The organism is Bradyrhizobium retamae, assembly GCF_001440415.1.
Lineage (GTDB): Bacteria > Pseudomonadota > Alphaproteobacteria > Rhizobiales > Xanthobacteraceae > Bradyrhizobium > Bradyrhizobium retamae.
In genome coordinates this window covers 32,004-54,896 of the sequence record NZ_LLYA01000176.1, presented here as the reverse complement: position 1 = coordinate 54,896, position 22,893 = coordinate 32,004, and the positions used below count along the sequence as shown (strand labels likewise).

At 61.9% G+C, this 22,893-nt stretch carries 17 protein-coding genes, 2 pseudogenes and 1 riboswitch; of the genes and pseudogenes, 11 read left to right on the top strand and 8 right to left on the bottom strand.

Annotation, left to right across the window (positions count from 1 at the left end; all coding sequences use genetic code 11):
* Together CQ13_RS28360 and CQ13_RS47285 are read right to left on the bottom strand one after the other, a co-directional pair.
* A partial coding sequence (locus CQ13_RS28360; RefSeq protein WP_156433582.1) for a helix-turn-helix domain-containing protein occupies positions 1-466 on the bottom strand: 466 nt, incomplete at its 3' end.
* 647 nt (positions 467-1,113) lie between these two features.
* Positions 1,114-1,921 (bottom strand): annotated as a pseudogene (locus CQ13_RS47285) (universal stress protein); the annotation flags it as partial.
* A gap of 146 nt (positions 1,922-2,067) precedes the next feature.
* Here CQ13_RS47285 and CQ13_RS47280 point away from each other — a divergent pair.
* Positions 2,068-2,469, top strand: a complete 402-nt coding sequence (locus CQ13_RS47280; RefSeq protein WP_057846120.1) for a P-loop NTPase family protein — start codon at positions 2,068-2,070, stop codon at positions 2,467-2,469.
* Between the two features lie 9 nt (positions 2,470-2,478).
* On the opposite strand, the gene CQ13_RS28345 is transcribed toward CQ13_RS47280, so the two are convergent.
* Positions 2,479-5,244: a DUF5695 domain-containing protein gene (locus CQ13_RS28345; protein WP_245309379.1), complete on the bottom strand. Its 2,766-nt coding sequence runs from the start codon at positions 5,242-5,244 to the stop codon at positions 2,479-2,481.
* Positions 5,245-5,247: 3 nt separating this feature from the next.
* Here CQ13_RS28345 and CQ13_RS45920 point away from each other — a divergent pair, with 3 nt between their 5' ends.
* The 3 genes and pseudogenes from CQ13_RS45920 (at position 5,248) to CQ13_RS28335 (ending at position 7,796) form a co-directional block, all read left to right on the top strand.
* Entirely contained in the window at positions 5,248-5,514 is a 267-nt protein-coding gene (locus CQ13_RS45920) for an Arm DNA-binding domain-containing protein (RefSeq protein ID WP_245309378.1), read from the top strand.
* 1,331 nt (positions 5,515-6,845) lie between these two features.
* Positions 6,846-7,129, top strand: a pseudogene (locus tag CQ13_RS41645) (helix-turn-helix domain-containing protein).
* Positions 7,130-7,373: 244 nt separating this feature from the next.
* Positions 7,374-7,796: a hypothetical protein gene (locus CQ13_RS28335; RefSeq protein ID WP_156433963.1), complete on the top strand. Its 423-nt coding sequence runs from the start codon at positions 7,374-7,376 to the stop codon at positions 7,794-7,796.
* Between the two features lie 2,122 nt (positions 7,797-9,918).
* Here the strand turns inward: CQ13_RS28335 and bluB are convergent.
* From bluB to cobU, 3 genes are all read right to left on the bottom strand, one after another.
* Entirely contained in the window at positions 9,919-10,551 is a 633-nt protein-coding gene (gene bluB, locus CQ13_RS28325; protein WP_057846115.1) for a 5,6-dimethylbenzimidazole synthase, read from the bottom strand.
* Positions 10,551-11,339 (bottom strand): adenosylcobinamide-GDP ribazoletransferase, encoded by a 789-nt coding sequence (gene cobS, locus CQ13_RS28320; protein WP_057846114.1) that lies wholly within the window; start codon positions 11,337-11,339, stop codon positions 10,551-10,553. The genes bluB and cobS overlap by 1 nt, the downstream gene beginning before the upstream one ends.
* A gap of 73 nt (positions 11,340-11,412) precedes the next feature.
* Positions 11,413-11,916, bottom strand: a complete 504-nt coding sequence (cobU, locus tag CQ13_RS28315; RefSeq protein WP_057846113.1) for a bifunctional adenosylcobinamide kinase/adenosylcobinamide-phosphate guanylyltransferase — start codon at positions 11,914-11,916, stop codon at positions 11,413-11,415.
* Between the two features lie 130 nt (positions 11,917-12,046).
* Here cobU and cbiB point away from each other — a divergent pair, with 130 nt between their 5' ends.
* Entirely contained in the window at positions 12,047-12,988 is a 942-nt protein-coding gene (cbiB, locus tag CQ13_RS28310) for an adenosylcobinamide-phosphate synthase CbiB (protein WP_057846112.1), read from the top strand.
* Between the two features lie 11 nt (positions 12,989-12,999).
* Positions 13,000-13,968: a threonine-phosphate decarboxylase CobD gene (gene cobD, locus CQ13_RS28305; protein WP_057846124.1), complete on the top strand. Its 969-nt coding sequence runs from the start codon at positions 13,000-13,002 to the stop codon at positions 13,966-13,968.
* 10 nt (positions 13,969-13,978) lie between these two features.
* On the opposite strand, the gene CQ13_RS28300 is transcribed toward cobD, so the two are convergent.
* On the bottom strand, positions 13,979-15,427 hold the full coding sequence (locus CQ13_RS28300; RefSeq protein WP_057846111.1) for a cobyric acid synthase: 1,449 nt from the start codon (positions 15,425-15,427) through the stop codon (positions 13,979-13,981).
* A 21-nt stretch (positions 15,428-15,448) separates the two neighbouring features.
* Positions 15,449-16,102 (bottom strand): cob(I)yrinic acid a,c-diamide adenosyltransferase, encoded by a 654-nt coding sequence (gene cobO / locus CQ13_RS28295; protein ID WP_057846110.1) that lies wholly within the window; start codon positions 16,100-16,102, stop codon positions 15,449-15,451.
* 39 nt (positions 16,103-16,141) lie between these two features.
* Positions 16,142-16,357, top strand: a riboswitch (cobalamin riboswitch).
* A 92-nt stretch (positions 16,358-16,449) separates the two neighbouring features.
* On the opposite strand from cobO, the gene CQ13_RS28290 reads away from it, so the two are divergent.
* Genes CQ13_RS28290 through CQ13_RS28270 form a run of 5 tightly spaced genes read left to right on the top strand, consistent with a single transcriptional unit; the run spans position 16,450 to position 22,892 of the window.
* Positions 16,450-16,824, top strand: a complete 375-nt coding sequence (locus tag CQ13_RS28290) for a DUF1636 family protein (protein WP_057846109.1) — start codon at positions 16,450-16,452, stop codon at positions 16,822-16,824.
* Positions 16,821-17,855 (top strand): cobalamin biosynthesis protein CobW, encoded by a 1,035-nt coding sequence (gene cobW, locus CQ13_RS28285; RefSeq protein WP_057846108.1) that lies wholly within the window; start codon positions 16,821-16,823, stop codon positions 17,853-17,855. Before CQ13_RS28290 ends, cobW begins: the two co-directional genes overlap by 4 nt.
* Complete coding sequence (cobN, locus tag CQ13_RS28280; protein WP_057846107.1) at positions 17,855-21,103, top strand: cobaltochelatase subunit CobN; 3,249 nt, start codon at positions 17,855-17,857, stop codon at positions 21,101-21,103. The genes cobW and cobN overlap by 1 nt, the downstream gene beginning before the upstream one ends.
* On the top strand, positions 21,100-22,263 hold the full coding sequence (gene cobG / locus CQ13_RS28275) for a precorrin-3B synthase (RefSeq protein WP_057846106.1): 1,164 nt from the start codon (positions 21,100-21,102) through the stop codon (positions 22,261-22,263). The genes cobN and cobG overlap by 4 nt, the downstream gene beginning before the upstream one ends.
* Positions 22,263-22,892, top strand: coding sequence for a precorrin-8X methylmutase (locus CQ13_RS28270; RefSeq protein ID WP_057846105.1), 630 nt, complete (start codon positions 22,263-22,265; stop codon positions 22,890-22,892). Before cobG ends, CQ13_RS28270 begins: the two co-directional genes overlap by 1 nt.
* The last annotated feature ends 1 nt before the right edge of the window (position 22,893 follow it).

Genomic DNA, 22,893 nt, shown 5'->3' with positions numbered 1-22,893 from the left:
TGATTTCCTCTCGGCCGAGGATCTTGCACACCGTTCCCTGGACCAAATTGGCCAAGCACGCATGCCCCGCCGCCGGCCCGTGTTCGCGCGCATGGCGCGCCAAGAGCCGCGTCGTCCACAACTCATGTGGATAGCCGTGGTCCTTGGCCTTGTCGCAGGCCAGCGACACCAACCAGGCTTTGGCCTCAGGCGTGATGGTTGGTTCCTTGCCCGGTCGCGGGCGATCGTCGAGGGCTGCCAGCGGGCCATCGGCCAGCGCCCGCTCGACACAGCGCTGCACCGTCTGATGATGGACCCCAAGTCTCTGGCCCACCGCGCAGAACGAAGGATTTTCCCGATACGCCAGCAGCATCTGCGCCCGCGACACCCGGCTCGCCAGTTCGATCCTCGACCGCGAAAGCGTCGTCAAGGTCGCTATCTCTTCATCACTCATTGCCAATTCGACCGCTCGCCGCCATCCTGCCATGATACAGCTCCTCGTTTCGCCGACCGCAAACGAGGAATCCGCCAACAGCCCGTCCGTTCCACCAATTCAGCCTGCTCCATCAGCGCAGGTTTCATGGAATCGGTCGTCTAGTTGCGCCTCCCGACGCAAAGCTGCGACGAACGCGGCGATCGGCTCCTCGTGCTCGGCCACCGATGTATGCCATCCGCAGCACCAGCACATTGAGCGACAGAAAGGTATGTGAAAATAGAGCGAGACGGGTCGGTGGGCCGAAACAGATCTGAGCCAATGCCGATACACCTTCTCGCCGATTGCAGAAGAGAAGTGCGGGGCTGTTGGATAGCTGGTGTACCGTGGGAGCTTGTCTTGCCCGTAGATGTCAGCCAAATCCAATCGCATATTCGAGTTCCCCCATTCCTAGCCACATAACGGCCTTGGCGCCGACTGGACTTTGCGCCGCATTAGCGGAGCGCCTTCGGGCCCCGCTTGCGGCGGACTTCCACTGCACCCGACCTGCAAAGTCAATTCGTTATGATCGCTAAGCGTGCCGTCCTCATTCATCACCGCAGGCCTCTGATGTGACAGCGCAGCATGATATTGGCGGCGTCCATGATGGATGTATCATGAGATCCTCTCCGGTATGGGAGGCAACCAGTAGTAGAAGGTGAGTGGGACATCAGCGTCGGCACGGTCATGGACTGAAGCATCGCTCGCGTGACACCGCCGAGCACGGTTTCCTTCAGGCGCGGAATGCCCGCAGCCGCCCATGACAAACAGATCGAGCGATTCGTCGGCGGCCAGGGAAAGAATGCCTGATTGGATCTGCGAGCGATCGGTGTCCAACGGGAACAGCCGGGCTGGCAAGCCGGCCTTTGCTAGGTTCGCGCGAAATGTGTTGGTGAGGGTACGTTTTCGGGCTCGTTGACGGTGATGATGATCAGTGCGTCGGCCGCCTCCAAGAGTGGCATGGTATCGTGCACCGCGCGAGCTGCAAGGCGGCTGCCATCCCATATCCCGATCCGCTTCGCTGCGAAGGCGCCCCGGAAGGTGTACGGAATGAACAGCACGGGCCCGCCAGCCTGCAACAACATTTCTTGCGCTAGGACATTATCGAAACTGCCGCCTACAATCCGGGTTGCTGCACGACGATTATGTCGTGAAGCCTGGCGGCAGCTCCGACAAGAATAGCCGCTTCGCCCCAGGGTGCAGTGAGGGCCCGGCACCGGTAGCGGATGCCTGCCTTTTTGGCCTTCACCTCAAAAACTGCAAGCACAGTTTCCGCGCGTTCGAGCGCCTGGTGCCGGTCGATTTCGAGAACAAAGCAGCGCTGCCCTCAGGGACGATGGTGGTCTCATAACCCACGGCCGCGGCCTTCGAGCTCGGCTTTGCAAGCGATAGTCAATGAGATCGAGGCCCGTCGATGGCTGGACGCACCGGCCATTCCGTTGGAAGCAACGCCAGAATGCTCCTGTACATAGACTTCTCCGTAGTGAATACGAAAACTCTCATGGACGGATTCAATATGGCAGCGCGATCCCCATTGTTGACCCACATCAAAGCCGCCGGCCTTCCTTGCGTTATTTGGCAAAGACGCAGGTCACGAAGGCAGGAGATGGAATGGCATGGCACGCATTGTGTTGGATACGGGCAGCATCCGGGGCATCAGCGCCGTAGTTGCGCGGACACTTCAATCCGTGGCCGTCACCTGTGCCGGCAACACCAAAGGCGCCGACGCCTTTCACTCTGAAACGGCGATTCCCGCTTTCGATCGTGAGGTGGCACATCTGTCGCCGTCCTCGTTCGATGAGATCGCCAATGCGAAGCTCGATATGGTGAGGCTGCAGCGGACGCTGAGCTTCATCGTCTTCATGGTTACCCACGACCTCAAGAACCTCCATGCGGTCTGCGACCGTGTCGCGTCGCTGGCGGACGGCAGGATTGCCGCGCTCGGCCCGCTGCGGTCAGTGCTGGGCCTCGGAAGCCGCGTGGAACAGCAGGCCATAAGTGCCGATCGCACCCGATAATCGGCAACACTAGCGAACCTGAACCCGCGGTAAGCGCGCCGCAGGCAAGCGGACGACGATCTGGCTGTCCGTGATGTCGACGACTTCCTTGCGCTTCCTCCCGTCATCGTACCGCAATTCGAACGTCACTCCCGATGCAGATGGGGCAAAGGGCTCAGGCGTAAGGCTGATCCACCCCTCCCCCAAATTCAGAATGATCGGTCCATCCGCCCGGAATCGGGCGTCAAGCAGCACCAGGTCCAATCGGAGAGACTGGAGCCGCACGTTGAGCCGTCGCCGCACGCCATCACGTGGCCAGATACGCAGGGTGTGAGCGAACGTCTCCACGATGCCACCGTGACAAACCTGCCCAAAGATGGGATCGTCGGCAACGATCGTCGCAGCAGCGCGGACCGCCCCACAAAATCCCAGGTCGATCTCGCACGAGTAATACCAGGTTCCACGGTGATGCGGCTGACCGAGCCATGTGGTCCCGCTCGGCGCCGGCTCGAAGCCGCCACCGGCCGCGCCGTCATTCTCCTCGCCCGGATACCAATAGCCATGACCGGCCGACGCAGGGCCGCTGTTCAGCAAGGCCCACGCGCTGAGTTGTGACGCATAGCCCAGACGAAGGAGCGGATGCGGGTCGTCTGCATCGTTCAGCGCATGATCAAGCAGCGCCCAGCCGCCCATCTGCGCCATGTAGGTCAGCGTATAGGCGTCGCCCGCACTCCCGCGATAATCGCTGCCCAGGTAGTAATAAGCAGGTTCCAGCCAGCCACGGCAGAACAGGTTTGCAGCGATCTGACGCTCCGCGAAGGCACGGGCTGCCGCCTTCGAAACCCCCATGGCGACAGGGTCGTCAAGGGCCGAGCGCGCCAGTGCCTGCGTTGATTCGAAGCCTGTGGAATCGAACGGATATTCCGACCCGAACAGGTCCGCCTTCGGATCGACGAAGGCGCGCACCTTACGCGCCCAGTGCGCCTCCAGCGTCGCCGCCTCGCGCATCAAGCCCGCCGTCGTGAGCGCCGAAACCAGTTCGGGGATCACACATTCGTTGTAGAAGCCGGTGCGGTAGGCAGACCACATCACCACGCGCATCGGCACCGTGAACATGGCCAGCGCCGTACCGTAGGCGCGTACCAAATAATCTCGTGCGCTCTGGCGGGTGGGTATCGCGGGGTGGTCACGCGCGATGCGGTGCATGGCCAAATACATCGCGAAGATGTGCGGATAGTCATAAGGCCGCCAGATATGCAGGCGGCCCTTTGGGCCGGGATCGCTGCTTTCCCGGTTCTGCCTCCAATCGGGTATGCCGTAGAGGCCGTAGGCGTATGCCTCCTGTGTGGTACGTTGCAGCCCGCCCCAGACGAACGTATCGATATACCGGTCCAGCGCCGCCACTTCCGCCGCATCAGGATGCTCGGCATTCTTGGTCGCGAGGTAAGCGGGCTTGCTCAGCCCGGGATCGTCGCACGTCACCTCGTAGATGCGCCAGCCCTTGATCCGGTCGTAATTGTCCGGGCCAAGCAGGACGTGCGTCTCCATGTTCCACTCGCCGAACAAACCGTCGTACCATTTGGACGGGTCACGATGCTGCCGCTTCACGATGAAGGCTGCGCGCTTCTTCATCATCGTCTCGACGGGTTCGGTAGCGAAGAATTCAAGAAAGGTCTGGCGCGCACCCGGCTGGTGCAGGGTCAGCCGGTTCTCGCCCAATCGCGAAAACCGGACCCGCCATAGTCGCCTGCCAGCCCGATCCGGCAACCGTTGCGCCACCGTGTCGCCGGTAAATTCCGCTTCGATTCGCTCCACCGGAATGGAGGACGCGAGCGCGATGTCGACATGCAGGTCGTTGGGAACCGTCATGCCCGGCATTACCTCCACGTCCACCAGACCGGCGTCCGCGATAGCCCTGCGCGCCGCCTCATAATCGGCAACCCACTGGAAGCGGAGACGGTAACGCCGTTCCTCGGCCGGCGACAGGGACAGGGAATGGGTCGGCTGTCGCCAGCGAGTCCCGCCCGCCACTGCCTCGCCGGCGGCCGCCCCGCCCAAGATGTAGGCGCACCACGTCCCACTGGCTTCGGCCGAATCCTTGTGGACATCCCAATATTCCAGTGACGTGTCCGCTTCCGGTAAGAGCATGAGGAAGGGACCGGTGCTGTTGCCGCGAATCCAGAAGATGTGCGATCCATGCCCCGAGACGAAGCTGTGCTTCAAAACAGCCATCGACACCGGTTGCCCTGCCGGAAATTCGGTGTTCATCGGCATGGGCAAATAGAGGTCGCCAACCTCCACGCTCGCCATGCCGTCGTTCCGCAGCATGATCTCCCACGTCAATCCAGCCTCGTCGACTGCGAGGCGGGTCGTGAGAAGGACGCCGGCATCGCGGGCTGCTAGTTCAAGGGCCGCGCTATGCATCGGCTTCGTTGCATCAACGCCGGTTCGAAGCGTATGCCACTCGGATCCGGCACGCCGAACTCTAGCGTGAGCCGTCCCCAGCACGGCTCCAGGCAGGACGTAATCCGTGTCATACGTATCGTTACGATAACGCAACGAGGTAATGCCGTCTTGTGTGCACCCAACGACGAAGGAAGAGTCGGCCGCCTTCAACACCATGGCAACCTTGCGCTGCGGCCGATTGGGTGTAGGCAGCGTAACGCCCCCGAACAACGCGCTACCCAAGAAGCTACTGCCCAACAGCATCATACGACGCGTATACGTCCAGACTTTAGACATGCCTTTGGTCTTCGTCATCAACCGTATCCGGTATTGCCCCATGCGGATGATCAAGGCGTGCCGTTTCCCGCCGTAAACGTCAACGCGACAAAAGCGACATACGTTCTCAAGTACCGAGTGTTCGGTCGGCAGCGCTTCGTCACCATCGGTCCTCACGGTGCCCCTTGGACACCAGAGCTTGCACGCAAGGAGGCCAAGCGGCTTTTGGGCCTGGTTGCCAATGGCAAAGACCCGGTCGACGAGAAAGCCAAGGCGCGCCTGCAGGCGGCCGACCCACTCCGGCAATCGCGGATCAATATCTCCGGAACGCTCAACAAAGGCTGAAGCCCCGACCAATTCGGAAATAGAACGCTACTTGTTGGCCAGTTGGAGACCCCTGCATCCCGTCTTAGTTTTCCAGATCACCCGCCGCCATATCTCGGCTCGTATCGCTGACCTCGCATCAGCTCATGGAGCGGTCTCAGCAGCCCGCTGCCCGTACAGCCCTATCCTCAATGCTCAAGTGGGCAATGCGGGAGAGCCTCGACATTGCTGCGAATCCGGTTCTCAGCGCTAATTAGGCAGGTGACCGGTGAGGAAGCGATCTATCCGTGCCTCGTCTATGTCACCTGCTTCAGCGCCTTCACTGCGCAGCCAGTCGCCGAAGTGAAGAGCGCAAGCGGCATATTGACGGCGAAAGTCAGCTTTGTAGCGACTTGCGCACAAGGTAGTCGGTGTAGAGGCCCATGATCGGCCAGAGAACATTGTCTGGATCTTCGGTCCTGAGTTTAGAGCGTCGAAATGTGGGCATGCTCAATCTCCGTTGTTGGGAGTTCGAGCAGGGCTCTGAATTATGCGCAGGGCAACCAGAGATATGCCGAGAGTTAGGCTCGGCATATCTGAAAACGAAATCGCAAGGCTCCGACGCCCGAAGCATCAAAACCCTGCAATCCCAAAACAGTCCACAAAGACAAATGCGATTCTTGCTCAGTCGCTTAGCCACTCTTCACGGACGACACCTTAGTGGCCCGTTCGAGGCCTGTAGACTAATCAGAACGCACGCGCGCTGATGTCCAAGGTGGCCCGGAGCACAAACGATCCAATCAGAGGCCGAATACATTGATGCAAGACCGCTGTCGCCAATTCGACGAATCTTCTCGCAATGCACGGCCGGACCATACAAGGTCAAATCCTCGGGCCGCCACTCAAACTAAACAAGGCGGTCGCCGCCCGAGGGATGCAATGCTTGAGCAGAAACGCCCCAATTTCGTCAGCGAGTCTCGACTTCCGAATCGCCGGTTGCGGCTGGCAGGTTCGTAATCTGCCTGACACGGATGCGAGCGCCCTATGATCGAACTAGCCAGAGGATTGAACGGTAGGGAGTGACACTTCGACGATGCCGACCATACTCTCCATGGGGTAGCGGTGGATGGCCCCGGTTGTCCTCAAACCACTTCTCGTCATCGTCAGCATCACGAGGCCGCCAATACGTCACCAGATGCGGCTCTTTATAGGTGGTCAGCACCAGCTCATTCGCGCGACATCCGGATCATCTTGTTGAATGCCGTCTATTCCATGTAAGCTTATGCGTCGCATCTGCATCCCGCATGAATTTGCTGCAATAGTATGGATATAGCCAGTGGTTTGAAGCCATGCCAAATGGCACGCTTTGGCGCATGAAAGCTCGTGTGCTCGTGGCCTGCAATGTACGCCGGATCCGCGTAGATCGCGGTATTCCGCAAGAGAAATTGGCTCGCGATACCGGGATTGACCGCTCCTATGTGGGTGGTCTTGAGCGGCAATCAAAGAACCCGACAATTGATCTTCTTGACCGGATCGCCGAATCGCTAGGTGTTCATTTATCTGAATTCTTTGTTCAGCCTTCCAAAGGAGCGACGACACCCTGGATACCTTGCCTAAAGACGACAAGCCGGCGCTCCCACGTCGTAAGACGAGATAGCACTGCTCGGATGAGGGGTCACTAAAGGCGATGCAGACAGGCAAGGTGGAGGCAACATTGCTGCTCGACATGAATATGATGCAGCCTCAATTTGCGGAGCGCACAAGACGTTCCTGCGAAGGTTTACGCGGGCGGTCACTCCGACATACTTCTCGGCCCCTATCTCGATGTCCTTGTTGCATCAGAGCAATCTCAAGTCAAAGTAGCCATCGAATTTTATGACGCAGTAAGACTAGGAGTTGGATTGGACGGACGCACGCTTCGGTCGCTGACCCGCGTAATCATTAGGGTGCGGAACGACGGCAATACGGCTATCGAGAAATTCTCATTTCAGATCGAAATCCCGGGTGAGCATCACAATTGCTTAACATATATTGCAGCGCGCAGTCGCAAGCTGGATCGAGTGGCTTCCATCAGCTTCACTGGGAGCATGACCGGCGAGATCAGCGATTCCAAGCCATTGGGCTTGATCGTCAAGGTTGTGGTTGGTCGTGCTCTAAATCGCCGGGAAACTATCAATTTGGGAATGTTTTTCGTTGGCTCCCCGACAGGTTGTCTGCTGCATCCCGGATACGAAAATCCGGATACGGAGCAGCGTGCCCTTCTAATCGGATTGGACGCGCTACCGCAAGAACTATTGAAGGTGATCACTCCTTTCAGCGAGTAGGGAACTGCACTTTTCAGCGTCGCTGCGCTCTGGCGCAAGCGCTTCCTGCTCACCGTGAACGTTACCTGCGTCTGTGCAGAAGGAAGTGGACTAAATCTCGGCGACCGCAATGCCGCTGGTCGCCGAGAACATCGCCATGCATCCGATGATTGGCGCCGACATGGCGTTCGGCGTCTCCGAAAATGCGCGCGTATAGTTCATCGGCGTTCCAATTTGCATTCACGCGGAGGATAGACAGATGCATGGAAACTTGACGACCGAAAAGCCCGACGCACTTTGCAGGGGAAGCAAGGGGTGCGTCGGGCTGCAACCTGGAGGTTGCGGGCATCGGCACGGGTGAACGTCCGTGTCCACGCCCAACATCATCTTTGCAAATGACGTGCCGCTCGAAGGCTGTCGATGATGTGCGTCTAGTCGGCCCGGGGCACGGCCGCGCGATATTCTTGGATTGAGAATAGTGTCGCAATTACCACGTTGCCGAGTGAGACTTTGTCGGCCATCAAACAATCATGCGCCATGATGAGCCCGGTGCCTCGCAGTTTGCGAGCCGTGTCCGTGCAAGCCTCGATGATACCTTCGCACCAGCCGTCGGCCAACGCGCCCCCTCAGTGGTCTTTCGCGATTGAAGCCCTAAACGCGCAATTGTGAGATTTCCGCGGCGTGCCCTGGCTGATCCGTAAAAGCAGCGCAAGCCCGCAGCGGGCCTTGCAGGTGGGAAAAGGGCCGAGGCCGCGCAAAAAAGTCGGCCACCCCGAGGTCTTGATAGAATAGATTGCTATGAGGCCAGAGCTTACGCTGGGTCATCAGAGCGTCCGGCGCGAACGACGCGATTTAGATCAAGGCCGCTGAACGCATGTCTTTATGTATCAACAGTATAGATGCATCCCATCAAAACAATCGATTTCACCAATTTTACGGAATGCTGCATAGAAAAAGCGCATAGTCTGGTGCAAATGGCCGCACACACTCGGCGTCATTTCCGTCGTGGATGACGATCAGTCGGTGGGTGAAGCATTGACGGACAGCCTCTTTTCCGTGGGGTCCATCTCAGAAGCATGATCTTGCGACCGTCCTAAGATTACGTGAGGGAAGAACTGACGCCGTTGCCGACCTTCCCCCGCAGCGTTGGGCCGAATTCCCTGAATAGAGAAGGAAGCGAAACCAGATTTCGTTTGGAACGGATATCGGCCCCCCGTGAAAAGTTAACGGCGAATGCCCTCGCCGTAAATGAACCGCCGGCACCCTCCCTCTGCCGACGGAAGCTGGTGCGATGTGTAGCAGCGTCGCTCCTCCCAGACTGACTTCCGCCCGGCCGCCGAAAGGGGGCCGGGCATTTTTTACTATGGCGAGTACGAGCGCCAGCTTGCAGATCTTGCATTTGATCTCACTCACACCCATGAATTCAGGGGTTGGCGCCGCGTCCTCGCACCAGTCCATCGCTAAATCAGAACGGCCCATCGGATTAGTTGATGTCTGTCACCGGCCTATTACTTCGCAACAATACTGGGCCGGCAGAAAAGCGTTTTGTCCTAAGGACAGGCATGGCATTTACCACTAAGTGCGTTGATTCAAATCGTTGTGGCCTCGTACAGCTGAACTGGCGACCGGGTATTATTCTTTCCCGTCGAATTGCGAGCGCACTGATTGATCGTCGTGCGAGCGTACTCTGTAGATGGCTGCGGGTGGCTTCTCACGCGCTCTACCCATCATTGCGGGGCGATCGATGTCGGTTAGCGCTTAGCTTTAAGCGCGAGGCCCACCGATTTCGACTGCAGCCAGCAACAGGCGCCGCATCGGTCGCGCCGATCCGGGGCCTCAACCCGAAACGAGTTTCTCGCTTCTTAGCTACGCACGGGGTATTGCGAGCGAACACAGACGTCTGGACTGGAAATTCTCTCTCTCTCTCTCTCTCTCTCTCTGGAAAAACATCGCGGCCCGGGTCTGCAGTGCCAGACAAACCAGTGTGGGGCCAATATCTGGCCGAGAGGAATCTAACGTTGCCCTTCGGCCAATCGCCTGGTCGTTCGCATCATGATGCATCGCGACCAGCATCCTGGTTGGTTGACCTACACGATGTTGACACGCGACGAAGGCTCCGGGTGGAAACTTGAAATTCTGGGCGCTAGCGTCGAGTGGTAAATTCCTTCGCCGATCGCCGATATTCCCAGTTGGCGCGCTCAAGTTCGGGTCGATCAAACTCTTTCTGGGGATAGCCGACGCAGAGATAGCCGATGAACTTCCAGGACTCCGGCACTTCAAGAACCTCGTGGATGCGAACCGGGTTAAGGATCGACACCCAGCCAAATCCGATGCCGTCTGCACGTGCGGCGAGCCACATGCAGCAGATGGCGGCGGCGACGGAGTATTCGACCGTATCCGGCATGGTTGCACGCCCGAGGCGATGTCCCATATCGTTCGTCTTGTCCGCGAACACGGCCAAGTGACCCGGGGCCTCTTCGAGACCGGCGAGCTTGAGGCTCGCGTATCGCGCCGCGCGTTCGCCTGAATAAGAATACAACGCATCGGCGTTGCAGGCCCTGAAATCCTCGACCACGGCACTGCGCCTTGCGTTGTCTTCGACGATCACAAACCGCCAAGGCTGGCTCAGGCCGACCGACGGGGAAAGGCAGGCGATCTCAATCAGCCGCTCCATGGCGCCGCTCGGCAGAGGATCGGGACGAAAGCGCCGCACGTCGCGGCGCCACACGAAGAGCTCGCGCAGTTGCCGGCGAAAGGCTTCATCGAAAGCGGCCATCAGGGTCCTGGTTCCGTGTGGAGGAGGGCGGCTGTCATCAGCAAAACCACGATCTCGCCAATCTGTTCGAACGCACCCAATATATCACCTGTCTGTCCGCCGACCTGCCTCGTGGCAAGCCACGCCAGTATCAACCCGGCCAGTGAGAGCAAAATCACTCCGATCATCGCCTTGCTCGGCCCGGAACCGAAAACGAGGCAAAGACCCCCGAGAGCAAATGCAATGGCGGCGCTTCGCCCCGGCGGCCGTCCGGCTCGGGCCGAAAGCCCATCCGATCGCGCCGGCGGAATCAGCCACATGAAGGCGGGCATGCCGGCGCGCGCCGCCGCATTTGCAACCGAAAGCGCCGCCGCGATCGACATTGGCTCGGCGATCGTTTCGAGCGCGCTCCATCGCAAGATGAGCGATGCGACAAGCGCGCACGCGCCGTAAGTACCGATCCGGCTGTCGCGCATGATCTCGAGCTTCCGCTCGCGCGTCCGGCCGCCGCCGAGCCCGTCGGCGGTATCGGCAAGGCCGTCCTCGTGCATCGCGCCGGTGACGAGAACCGTGGCCGCCAGCGCCAGCATGGCTGCAGGGCTTGGCATCAAGCCCACCTCGCGTGCGATCCAGTAGACCGCCCCACCGGCAAAGCCAACCAGCAATCCTGCCACTGGCAACGCCCAGCTCGCGCGGGCAACATCGCCATCGCTGACCGGCGTCGCCGGCCCGAGAGGCAGAAGCGTGGAGAGCGAAATGGCGATTCTCAGGTCGGTGACGATGCCCCTGAGAAGCTCGAAATGATGCATGTGTCTTCAGCCCTCGAACCGTCAACTCGCTCGCCTCACCCGACGACGCGTCGCAATTGCGCCAAGCGCGGCATTACTTCAGCTTCATCGGCAATCCTGCCACGACGAATTCGACCTCGTCCGCAACGGAGGCAATCGTCTGGTTCAGGATACCCGCCGCGTCCCGAAATGCGCGCGCCAGCGCATTATCCGGCACGATACCGAACCCGACCTCGTTCGTGACCATGATGACCGGCCTGCGCTGGCGGGCAAGCGCGTCAGCGAGCAGCGAAGCCTCATGCGACCAGTTGCGTTCCGCGTGGAGCAGGTTCGACAGCCACAGTGTGAGGCAATCGACCAGCCTTGCGCCACCGCCATCGGTTTCGACCAGGGCCTGCACGAGATCGAGCGGCACCTCGCGCTCGATCCAGTCCTTTCCTCGCCGCGCGCGATGCTTTGCGATTCGCTCGCCCATTTCCTCATCGAGCCCCTCTGCCGTGGCGATATACACGGGTTGCCCCGGAAAGGCGCGCGCGCGGGCTTCTGCGCGCCGGCTTTTGCCCGATCGGGCGCCGCCCGTGATGAGTATGATGGCCATGACGTCCTCCGCTCAGGCCTGCAGTAATCACCAATCTCCGATAAAGACAAAGGCGGAAATCGGGCGAGGTGGGGCTTGCCTTGGTGCGGAATTCTTGTGCATCAGGATCAGGCATGACAGGAGACGATGCGTGGACTTTGCGGGGGCGATGGCATTGGCGATGACGGTGGACGCCCTGATGGGCTGGCCCGATGCATTGTTCGCCCGCGTGGGCCATCCCGTCACATGGCTCGGCAGGCTGATCAACATCCTCGATATCAGCTTCAACAGGTCCATCGATCCGCCCGGAATCCGGAGGATTGCTGGCGCAGCCGTGGCGCTTTTCGTGATTGGGCTTTTGGCCGGAATTGGATGGGCGGTTCAGGCGGCGCTCGCCGTTGAATGGAGCCGCATCGTCCTCCTGGGAATCCTGGCCTGGCCCTTGGTCGCACTGCGTTCGCTCTATGATCATGTCGCCGCCGTTGCGCATCCCTTGCAATCCGGTGATATCGCAGCCGCACGTGCAGCGGTCGCGCACATTGTGGGACGCGACCCCGCAGCTCTCGATGAGGCAGGTATTGCGCGCGCGGCCATCGAGAGCATGGCCGAGAACGCCTCCGACGGCATCGTCGCGCCGGTGTTCTGGGGGGCGTTGTTCGGGCTTCCGGGTATCGTCGGCTACAAGGCGATCAATACGCTCGATTCCATGATCGGCCACCGCACCGAGCGGCACGGATCTTTCGGTTGGGCCGCCGCGCGCATCGACGATCTCGCAAATTTCATTCCGGCGCGTCTCACCGGTTGTCTGTTCACGCTGGTCGCCGGGCGGCCTTCGGATGCGATGTCCTGCATGGTGCGTGATGCGAACCGCCACCGCTCGATCAATGCCGGTTGGCCGGAAGCAGCCATGGCCGGTGCGCTCGGCGTGCGGCTCAGCGGTCCCCGGATCTATCATGGAAGCACCGCGAACGAGCCCTGGCTGAACGAGGGAGCGCGCGATCCGCTTGCCGCCGACATCCGCCGGGGACTGCAGCTCTATCGCCGCGCCATGATACTGTTGGGTGGAGTGCTTGCGATCCTGGCCTTCGCATGAAGGAGCAGCAAATGCTTGAGCATGGTGGAAATCTCGATCTTGCGCTGCAGCGCTTTGGCGGGCGGGTGCAAGACTGGATCGATCTTTCGACGGGCATCAATCGGCAGCCATATCCTGTGGGCGAGGTAGCGCCGAGACACTGGAGCGCTTTGCCCTCACAATCCGATATTGAATCGCTCCATCGGGCGGCGCAGCAAGCCTGTACCACCAAGGCGCCGATCGTAGCTATAGGTGGCGCGCAGGCGGCCATTCAGTTGCTGCCACATCTCTTCTCATTTCGCGGCCGGGCGCGAATCCTCGCGCCGACCTATAACGAGTACGCAGCGATTCTTTCGGCCGCGGGCTGGGATGTGGCCGAAGTCTCTGATCTCGAAGGGCTGGCGGGTGCGGATCTCGCCGTGGTCGTCAATCCCAACAATCCAGACGGTCGGCGCCATGATCCGAACGAATTGCTCGCGCTTTTGCCGCGTGTCGGTCGGCTCTTGATCGACGAGAGCTTCGGCGACACGGTCCCCGACCTGTCGCTGGCACCGGAGGCGGGACGGCCGGGGCTGTTGATCCTGCGCTCGTTCGGAAAGTTTTACGGGCTTGCGGGACTGCGGCTCGGTTTCGCGCTCGGCAGCGAGGCTGATGTCGCGGCGCTGGCGGCGATGGCGGGTCCATGGCCGATTTCGGGTGCAGCGATTGCGATCGGACGGCGCGCTTTGCTCGATCGCGATTGGGCAAAGGCGACCTCGAGGCGTCTGGCACACGACTGTCTCCGGCTGGACGCCGAAGTGAAATCGCAGGGCTGGCAACTGGTTGGCGGCACGCCGCTGTTCCGGCTCTATGAAACCGGCGATGCGCGCGCCGCGCAGGAGCGACTCGCACGCAGCCAGATCTGGTCGCGTGTATTTGGGCAAAGGCCGGGATGGCTGCGGCTGGGCTTGCCGGGTAACGAGACGGAATGGGCGCGGTTTGCTGCCGCGCTCTCGCGTTGAGGATCACGCTTCAGCGGGCAAGCGCGAGCAGGCCTTCAAGATCGAGATGGGTATCCATGTGCTCGGCGAGCGCGTCGAGCGCGCTCTCGACCCTGGCGCGATACTGCTGGTCTGCAGCCGGAATGCCGAGTTGCGCGAGAAATGCCTTGCGGAAATGGTCGGACGCGAACAGGCCGTGCAGATAGCTGCCGTGCACGCGTCCGTCGCTGGAAACCGCGCCTTCCGGCGCGCCGCCGACACTGGCAAATGGCCTTGCACGATCTGGCCCATCGGTCTGCCCGATGTGAATCTCATAGGCTTCGATCGGTTGGTTCGTCGCGGCGTGGGACGCTGTAACGTGCGTGAGCGTCTTCTGCTCTGTCATTAGTGTTGTCACATCCAGGAGTCCGAGGCCTGGCGTTTCTCCCGCGGGTCCCTCGATTCCTTCTGGATCCGCCACATTGCGTCCGAGCATCTGGTAACCGCCGCAGACGCCGAGGACATGGCCGCCGCGGCGATGGTGGGCAAGAAGATCAATGTCCCAACCCTGAGCGCGCAGGAAGGCGAGGTCGCCGCGTGTCGACTTGGAGCCGGGAACGATCACGAGCTTTGCATCGCCAGGGATCACCTCTCCCGGCCGGACCATCACAAGATCCACGCCGGCTTCGAGTTTCAGCGGATCGAGATCGTCGAAATTCGCGATCCGCGACAACGCGAGAAAGGCGATCTTGCATTGCCCCTCCTTGCGCGCGCCGACAAGCCCGAGCGCATCTTCGGCCGGAAGCTCGTTGGCGCGAGCGAAGTAGGGCAGGACCCCAAAGCCCCGCCAGGATGTGCGGGTTTCGATCAGCCGGTAACCGTCGTCAAACAGGGATGGATCGCCGCGGAATTTGTTGATGACGAAAGCGCGGATCATCGCGGCATCCGCGGGATCGAGCACGGTCTTGATTCCGACGAGCTGCGCGATGACGCCGCCGCGGTCGATGTCGCCGATCAGCACCACCGGGACGTCCGCCCGGCGTGCAAAGCCCATATTGGCGATATCGGCGCTCCGCAAATTCACTTCGGCGGGGCTGCCGGCGCCCTCGACCAGGACAAGATCGGCGCGATCCTTCAGGCGGGCGAAGCTCTCGAGAACCGGACCCATCAGCGAGGGCTTCATGGCCGCGTATTCACGCGCGCGCAACGTCGCCACGCGACGTCCCTGAACGATGATCTGCGCGCCGACATCCGTCTCCGGTTTCAGTAAGACGGGATTCATATCGGTGTGAGGCTCGACGCCTGCGGCTTGCGCCTGCAATGCCTGCGCGCGTCCGATCTCGCCGCCGTCGATGGTCACGGCCGCATTGTTCGACATGTTCTGCGGCTTGAAGGGCAGCACCCGATAGCCGCGGCGCGTCGCGGCGCGTGCAAGCCCGGCGACAATGAGCGACTTGCCGACATCGGAGCCCGCTCCCTGGATCATCAATGCGCGCGCCACGGATTTTTCTCGGCTACTTTGTCAGAACTCGACGCCGGGCTGCGCCTTGATGCCGGATCGGAACGGATGCTTCACCAGCGTCATCTCGGTGACGAGGTCGGCGGCATCGATCAATTCCTGCTTGGCGTTGCGTCCGGTGAGGACGACGTGCGTCATGGGCGGCTTTGCATTCTTTAGAAACTCGACCACTTCGCCAACCTCGAGATAGTCATAGCGAAGCGCAATGTTGATCTCGTCGAGGACAACCATGCGCAGGGCTGGATCGGCGATCAACTGCATGGCCTTCTCCCATGCCGCGCGTGCGGCGGCGATGTCGCGGGCACGGTCCTGTGTTTCCCAGGTAAAGCCTTCACCCATCGCGTGGAATTGGCACAGTTCACCAAAATGCCCGGTCAGAAGACGGCGCTCGCCGGTGTCCCACGCCCCCTTGATGAATTGCACGACGGCGCAGGGAAAGCCATGCGCCACGCACCGCATGATCATACCGAAGGCCGAGGAAGATTTTCCCTTGCCCGCCCCGGTGTGGACGATGATAAGTCCCTTCTCGTTGCTCTTGGCGGCCATCATCCGGTCACGGGCGGCCTTCTTCTTCGCCATTTTGGCCGCATGGCGGGTCTCGAGCGAAGTCTCGGAGACGATGGTTTCCTCCTCAACGGCATCTGGTTCGGAAATCATGTGCACGTTCCTTTGGCTTGACAAGTTGCACGCTAGGGCAAATGGTGAGGGAGCGTTGGTTCCTGTCCTACGACAGGCGAAGAGGGAATGCGATAGGGCTTAAAGTTTCGAAGCTTGAGCCTGAAGCGCAGCCGCCCCCGCGACCGTGACCGGAGAGATTCCAAAAGCCACTGATCCCTCTTGGGGTTGGGAAGGCGGGATCGAAGGGAAACCTACTCCGCAAGCCGGGAGACCTGCCAGCGCACCGATTGAACCGGCGGACGGGGTGATCCGCGACGGGGAACGAACCCTCACGTCACCGGTTCGTGTGCCTCATCGCCCCCGCCAAATTTTTTGAGGAAGGGGCGATGACCGTCACGCTTCATGTTTGTGTCACCTGCCGTGCCGGCCAATCGCCAAGGGAAGGCGAAACCGCGCTAGGCGCGCGTCTGCACAGCGCCATCCTCGAGGCTGGCGTGCCGGAAAGCGTCAACGTCGTTCCGGTCGAGTGCCTGTCCGCTTGCAGCCAAGGCTGCTCGATCGCGCTCAGCGCCCCCGGACGCTGGTCCTATGTGTACGGCCGCTTGTCCGATGTAAACGCGCCGGATGTTGTTGCCGGCGCTGCGGCCTATGCGGCGGCGTCCGACGGCATCGTGCCATGGCGCAGCCGGCCGGAGATCTTCCGCAAACAATCGCTTGCCCGCATTCCATCCATCGCCGTCGTGCCGGAGACCGCAGAATGAACACGCTCGCCAAGGTCCCGGTCACCATCGTCACCGGCTTTCTCGGGTCGGGTAAGACGACACTGATCCAGCACCTGATCGCCAACGCGAACGGCAAGAAGCTTGCGGTGCTCGTCAACGAGTTCGGCAGCGAAGGCGTGGACGGAGAGATCCTTAAATCCTGCGCGGACGCCAGCTGTCCTGCCGAGAACATCGTCGAGCTTGCCAATGGCTGCATCTGCTGCACGGTCGCCGACGATTTCATTCCCGCCATGGAGCAGCTGCTCTCGCGCCGCGTGAAGCCCGACCATATCCTGATCGAGACATCGGGACTGGCCTTGCCGAAGCCACTGCTCAAGGCGTTCGATTGGCCAGAGATCCGCTCACGGATCACGGTCGACGGCGTGGTCGCGCTGGCGGATGCTGAGGCGGTGGCGGCCGGTCGCTTCGCGCCGGACCTTGCCGCAGTGGAGGCGCAACGCGCGGCCGATGAAAATCTCGATCACGAGACGCCGCTGTCGGAAGTGTTCGAGGACCAGATCGCTTGCGCGGATATCGTGCTGCTGACCAAGGCGGACCTTGCCGGCGCTGACGGGCTGGAAGCGGCCAAGGCGGCGATTGCCGCCGAGATGCCGCGTCGCGTGCTGATGCTGCCGGTCATCGACGGCGCAGTCGATGCGCGTTTGATCCTTGGTCTCGAAGTGGCGGCCGAAGACGATCTCGCCGCGCGCCCCTCGCACCACGACGGCGAGGAGGAGCACGAACACAACGATTTTGCCTCCATTGTCGTCGAGCTCCCGGAAGTTGCGAACATCGATGCGCTGGTCGCATCGATCCAGCGGCTTGCGCGCGAACAAAATGTGCTGCGCGCCAAGGGATATATTGCCGTCGCGGGCAAGCCGATGCGATTGCTCCTGCAATCGGTCGGGGAGCGGGTACGGCATCAGTTCGATATGCCTTGGGGCACACGACCAAGGCAGTCGAAGCTGGTTCTGATCGGTGAACACGACGACATCGACGAAGCTGCCATCAGGGCGGGACTTGGAGTCTGATGCACGTCGTCTTTCGCGAGAGCCGCGGTCTCGAGGAGACCGCGGTCCCTAAGGATCTCGGCCAGGATCCGGCCGACCTTGTGGTGCTCTCGTTTTCGGACAGCGATCTCGCCGCGTTTGCTTCCGGCTGGCGCCGCGGCCGTGCCGGCCTGCCGTCGCTGAGGCTCGCGAATCTTGCAGAGCTGCGTCATCCGCTGTCGGTCGACACCTATATCGAACGGACGTTGTCGCATGCGCGCGGCGTATTGGTGCGCCTGATCGGTAGCGAGTCCTACTGGTCATATGGACTGTCTGCCCTGCATCAATTGGCGAAGGACCGCGACATCGCGCTCGCGGTGCTCCCGGCGGACGGTCGCGACGACCCGCGCCTGGATACGCTCTCGACATTACCCATCTCGACGCTCAGACGGCTGAAAGCCTTGTGCGACAAGGGCGGTGCGACGGCGGCGCAAGCGTCGATCGCCCAGCTCGCGCTGGCCGCGGGCTTCTATGCGGGGCCCGTCATGGGAGAGATTGAAATCCCGGAGATCGGTTTCTACGACCCGGATTGCGGTGCAATGGCGGTACAGCCAAGTCCCGATCAGCGGCCGCGCGCGCTGGTCACTTTCTATCGTTCCTATCTCACCGCTGCAGATACCGCACCGGTCGACGCGCTGATCACAGCGCTACGGCAAAAGGGCTTTGATGCCTATGGCGTGTTCGTGACCTCGCTGAAAGCTGCCGGTGTGGCGGATTGGTTGAGGGCTCATTTCGAGCAGCGTGCTCCGGCCGTTATCGTGAATGCGACTGCCTTTTCTGCGGTCGGCGACGGTGGCACGACGCCTTTCGATATCGTATCCTGCCCGGTATTCCAGGTCGCGTTGTCGACGGCCGGGCGCGATGACTGGGCCGGATCGCTTCGCGGTCTTTCGCCGGGCGATCTGGCGATGCATGTGGTGTTGCCGGAGGTTGACGGCCGGCTGTTTGCCGGCGTGGTGAGCTTTAAGTCACCGGGCGAGCGCGACCCCGATCTGCAATTTGCCGGTCTCGCGCACAGGCCCGACGACGAACGCGTGTGTGCTGTCGCCGAGCGGGTGGCGGCTTGGCACAGGCTCGCCAACACGCCGGCAGGCGAAAAGCGGCTGGCAATTGTGCTTTCGAGCTATCCCGGTCGGCCGCACCAGATCGCACATGCAGTCGGGCTTGACGCGCTTGCTTCGGTCGAGACGCTGCTGTCGGATCTCGGCGCTGCAGGTTTCGATGTCGAAGCTGCAGAAGCACTCGGTGAAGCCCTCCTGCGGGAGGAATTGACCTTTGGCGTTGCCGATTACCGCGCGGCGCTGGCAAAGCTTTCACGCGAATTGCAGGAAGACCTTGCGAGCGCATGGGGAGCGCCGGAGGATGATCCCTCTTGTCGCGGCGGCGAATTTCGTTTCGCAGCGATCCGGCGTGGCAAGACCATCATTGCGGTTCAGCCAGAACGCGGCGAAGTCTTTAATCGTGATACCGAGTATCACGATCTCTCGCGCACGCCGCGCCACGCCTATGTCGCCGTCTACCTCTGGCTCAGGCAGCAAGGCATCCACGCCATCGTCCATATGGGGACGCATGGAACGCTCGAATGGTTGCCCGGCAAGTCCGTCGCGCTGTCGTGCTCCTGCTGGCCGGAGGCTTTGATCGGAAATTTGCCGGTGATCTATCCCTTCATCGTCAACGATCCCGGCGAGGCGGCGCAGGCCAAGCGGCGGATCGGCGCCGTCGCGATCGGCCATTTGCCGCCGCCGCTGGCAAAGGCCGCGTTGCCCGAAAGTCTGCGCCGGCTCGAGCAGCTGCTTGATGAATATTCGACCGCCGATGGCCTCGATCCCGCACGCCGCCAGCGCCTGGTTGGGGCGATCCGTGATGAAGCCCGTGCCGCGGGCCTCGATGATGATCTTGGCCTTGCCGCTTCAGCCGCGCCGGCCGATGCCATTCCGCGGATCGATCGATTCGTTTGCGATCTCAAGGAGAGCCAGTTCTGTGACGGCCTGCATGTGTTCGGCCTCGGGGCTTGCGGTGACGCGGAGAAAACCGCGCTGCTCGATGCGCTCTCCGGCAGGCGCGTTGCGCCGGGGCCTGCCGGCTCGCCGTATCGTGGGCGCAGCGATGTGCTGCCTACTGGACGCAATCTGTATGCCGTCGATCCCCGCGCCATACCAACGCCGTCGGCGCATGCGCAGGGGATCAAGCTTGCCGAGGAATTGCTGCGCCGTCATCTGCAGGATCACGGGGACTGGCCGAAGGGGCTGCTGGTCGATCTCTGGGGATCTTCGACCATGCGCACCGCAGGCGAGGACTTTGCGATGGCCTTGCATCTTGCGGGCATTGCGCCGCGCTGGGATCAGGCCTCGGGGCGGATTACGGGTTATGACATCATCGCGCCGGCCGCGCTCGGCCGGCCACGCATCGACGTGACGCTTCGCGTGTCAGGGCTGTTCCGCGACGTCTTTTCAGGTCTTGCACGGTTGTTCGAGGCGGCGAGTGAAGCGCTTTCCGAACGCGACGAGGAGGGTGACGAAAATCCCTATCGCCATCGCGCGGCGCGGGTGTTCGGACCGCGTCCCGGGCAGTATGGCGTCGGCATGGCATCGATGCCGGATGTCTTCACGGAGGAATCGCGCGAAGCGGCCGGTGAAGCCTGGCTATCGGCTTCGTCCTGGGCGTTCGCGACCGATGGAGCGATGCGGCCTGACCGCGCGGGTATCGAGGCGAGGCTCGCCGCGGCTGACGCCTTCGTCCATGCTCAGGACCTGCCAGAGACCGACCTGCTCGTTGCCGCAGACTATGCCGTGCATGAGGCGGGCGTTGCGGCCGCGGCCGCGCGGCTTGGTGCGGCCGCCCTATCGCTCTATCACCTCGACACAACGCGACCCGATCGGCCGCATGCACGCGCGTTGACGGAGGAAATATCGCGCGTCGTGCGTGCGCGCGCGGCCAATCCGGACTGGATCGCAGGCATGATGCGTCATGGCTTTCGGGGTGCGGCCGAGATCGCCGCGACGCTCGAGCACATGGCCGCTTTCGCCCATCTTGCCGACGCCGTGCCTCCGCATCTCTTCGATCTCTACTACGATACGACGCTCGGTAACGACGACGTTCGCGCGTTCATGGCACGTGAGAATGCTGTGGCGCTCGCGGCGATCGAAACCTGCTTCACCCGATTGCATGAAGCTTCGCTCTGGATGACGCGGCGCAATTCGATCGCGGCCGCGCTGCGGGAGGCTTCATGAGCGTCGTCGCGATCAAGGGCTGGTGCCCCGGTGCCCTGCGTCCGATGCAGTCGGGGGACGGCCTGGTGGTACGCATTCGCCCGCATGGCGGAAGGCTCGATGCGAGGCAGGCGGCAGGAATTGCGGAACTGGCAGAGCGCCACGGCAACGGTCTGATCGATCTGACCAGCCGGGCGAACCTCCAGATCCGGGGTGTCAGTGATGGAGGTCTTCTGCCGCTGACCGACGTACTCGCGCGGCTGGAGTTGCTCGATCAGAATCCGGAGTCCGAGGCGCGGCGCAACGTTCTGGTGACGCCGTTCTGGACCATTGGCGACGACACCTGCTCGATTGCCGCTGAGCTCGAGCGGGCTCTTGCCAGCAGTCCTCTCGATCTACCGACCAAATTCGGCTTCGCCGTCGACGACGGGAAGGAGCGCCGGCTAGCCGGCGCCTCCGCCGACGTTCGGATCGAGCGCGATCTTGTAGGTGAGCTCATTGTGCGCGCCGACGGCCAGGCGCTTGGCCGGCCCGTCAGGCGACGAGAAGCCGTGCAGGTCGCGCTCGCGTTGGCCGAATGGTTCATCGCCTCGGGCGGAGCCAAGGGCGGGCGAGGGCGGATGGCCGCCCACATCGGCACCGGCGCAAGACCGCCGGAAGCTCTTCGCGGCCACGCCGAACCCGCTCGCCTCCTGGCTGCGCCACTTCCCGGCCTTTATCCGCATGGCGCGATGCTCGGCGCAGCGTTCGGGCAAGTGCCCCACTCGGCGCTAAGCTATCTCGCCAGTCACGCACCGGCGCTGCGCGTCACGCCGTGGCGGATGATATTGGCGGAAGGGCTGCACGCGGTGCCTCGCTGCGAGAGCTTTATCACACAAGCCGATGATCCAGTTCTGCGCGTTGTTGCCTGCAGCGGCGCTCCGCGCTGTCGCGAGGCGCATGCCGATACGCGCGCGCTGGCGGCCGCGCTTGCGCCGCATATTGCCGCAAATGTCCGGCTTCACGTCTCCGGTTGCGCCAAGGGTTGTGCCCATTCCGCCCCGGCTTCGATCACGCTCGTTGCGACCAGCGCAGGATTCGATCTCGTTCGCGGCGGCTCGACGCGCGATGCGCCGTTCCTGCGTGGACTGAGCGGTACGGAGATCGTTGCGGATCCCTCCGTTCTAATGGGAGGGCATTGATGCCGCACACCTATGAGACCGACGGCGCGGCGATCTATCGGCAATCCTTCGCCACTATCCGGGCCGAGGCGGACCTTCGGCGTTTCACTCCCGACGAGGAGCCGGTGGTCGTGCGCATGATCCATGCTGCCGGCATGGTGGGTCTCGAGGCGCATATCCGCTTCACGCCCGGCATGGCGCATATCGCGCGGACTGCCTTGCAGAATGGTGCGCCTGTGCTCTGCGATGCGCGCATGGTGTCGGGGGGAATCACGCGCGCGCGCCTGCCCGTCGGCAACGCCGTTATCTGCACGCTCGACGATCCTGCTGTCCCCAGGCTCGCGCAATCGATGCGCAATACCCGCTCAGCCGCAGCACTGGAGTTGTGGCGGTCGCATCTCGATGGGGCGATCGTCGCCATCGGCAATGCGCCGACCGCGTTGTTTCACCTCCTCAACATGCTGGAGGATCGCAACTGTCCAAGGCCGGCGGCGATCATCGGCTGTCCGGTCGGTTTTGTCGGCGCGGCTGAAGCCAAGGCTGCGCTGATGGCCGATCCGCCCACGCCCGCGCTCACGGTCGAAGGACGTCTTGGCGGATCCGCGATCACGGTTGCCGCCGTGAATGCGCTGGCAAGCCGGAGCGAATAGC

Bases quoted from the DNA above. Each gene is read 5' to 3' on its own strand.
- CQ13_RS47280 (WP_057846120.1), top strand. From the start codon at position 2,068: ATGGCACGCATTGTGTTGGATACGGGCAGCATCCGGGGCATCAGCGCC.
- bluB (WP_057846115.1), bottom strand. From the start codon at position 10,551: ATGGCCGCTTTCGATGAAGCCTTTCGCCGGCAACTGCGCGAGCTCTTC.
- cobS (WP_057846114.1), bottom strand. From the start codon at position 11,339: ATGCATCATTTCGAGCTTCTCAGGGGCATCGTCACCGACCTGAGAATC.
- cobU (WP_057846113.1), bottom strand. From the start codon at position 11,916: ATGGCCATCATACTCATCACGGGCGGCGCCCGATCGGGCAAAAGCCGG.
- cobD (WP_057846124.1), top strand. From the start codon at position 13,000: ATGCTTGAGCATGGTGGAAATCTCGATCTTGCGCTGCAGCGCTTTGGC.
- cobO (WP_057846110.1), bottom strand. From the start codon at position 16,102: ATGATTTCCGAACCAGATGCCGTTGAGGAGGAAACCATCGTCTCCGAG.
- CQ13_RS28290 (WP_057846109.1), top strand. From the start codon at position 16,450: ATGACCGTCACGCTTCATGTTTGTGTCACCTGCCGTGCCGGCCAATCG.
- cobW (WP_057846108.1), top strand. From the start codon at position 16,821: ATGAACACGCTCGCCAAGGTCCCGGTCACCATCGTCACCGGCTTTCTC.
- cobN (WP_057846107.1), top strand. From the start codon at position 17,855: ATGCACGTCGTCTTTCGCGAGAGCCGCGGTCTCGAGGAGACCGCGGTC.
- cobG (WP_057846106.1), top strand. From the start codon at position 21,100: ATGAGCGTCGTCGCGATCAAGGGCTGGTGCCCCGGTGCCCTGCGTCCG.
- CQ13_RS28270 (WP_057846105.1), top strand. From the start codon at position 22,263: ATGCCGCACACCTATGAGACCGACGGCGCGGCGATCTATCGGCAATCC.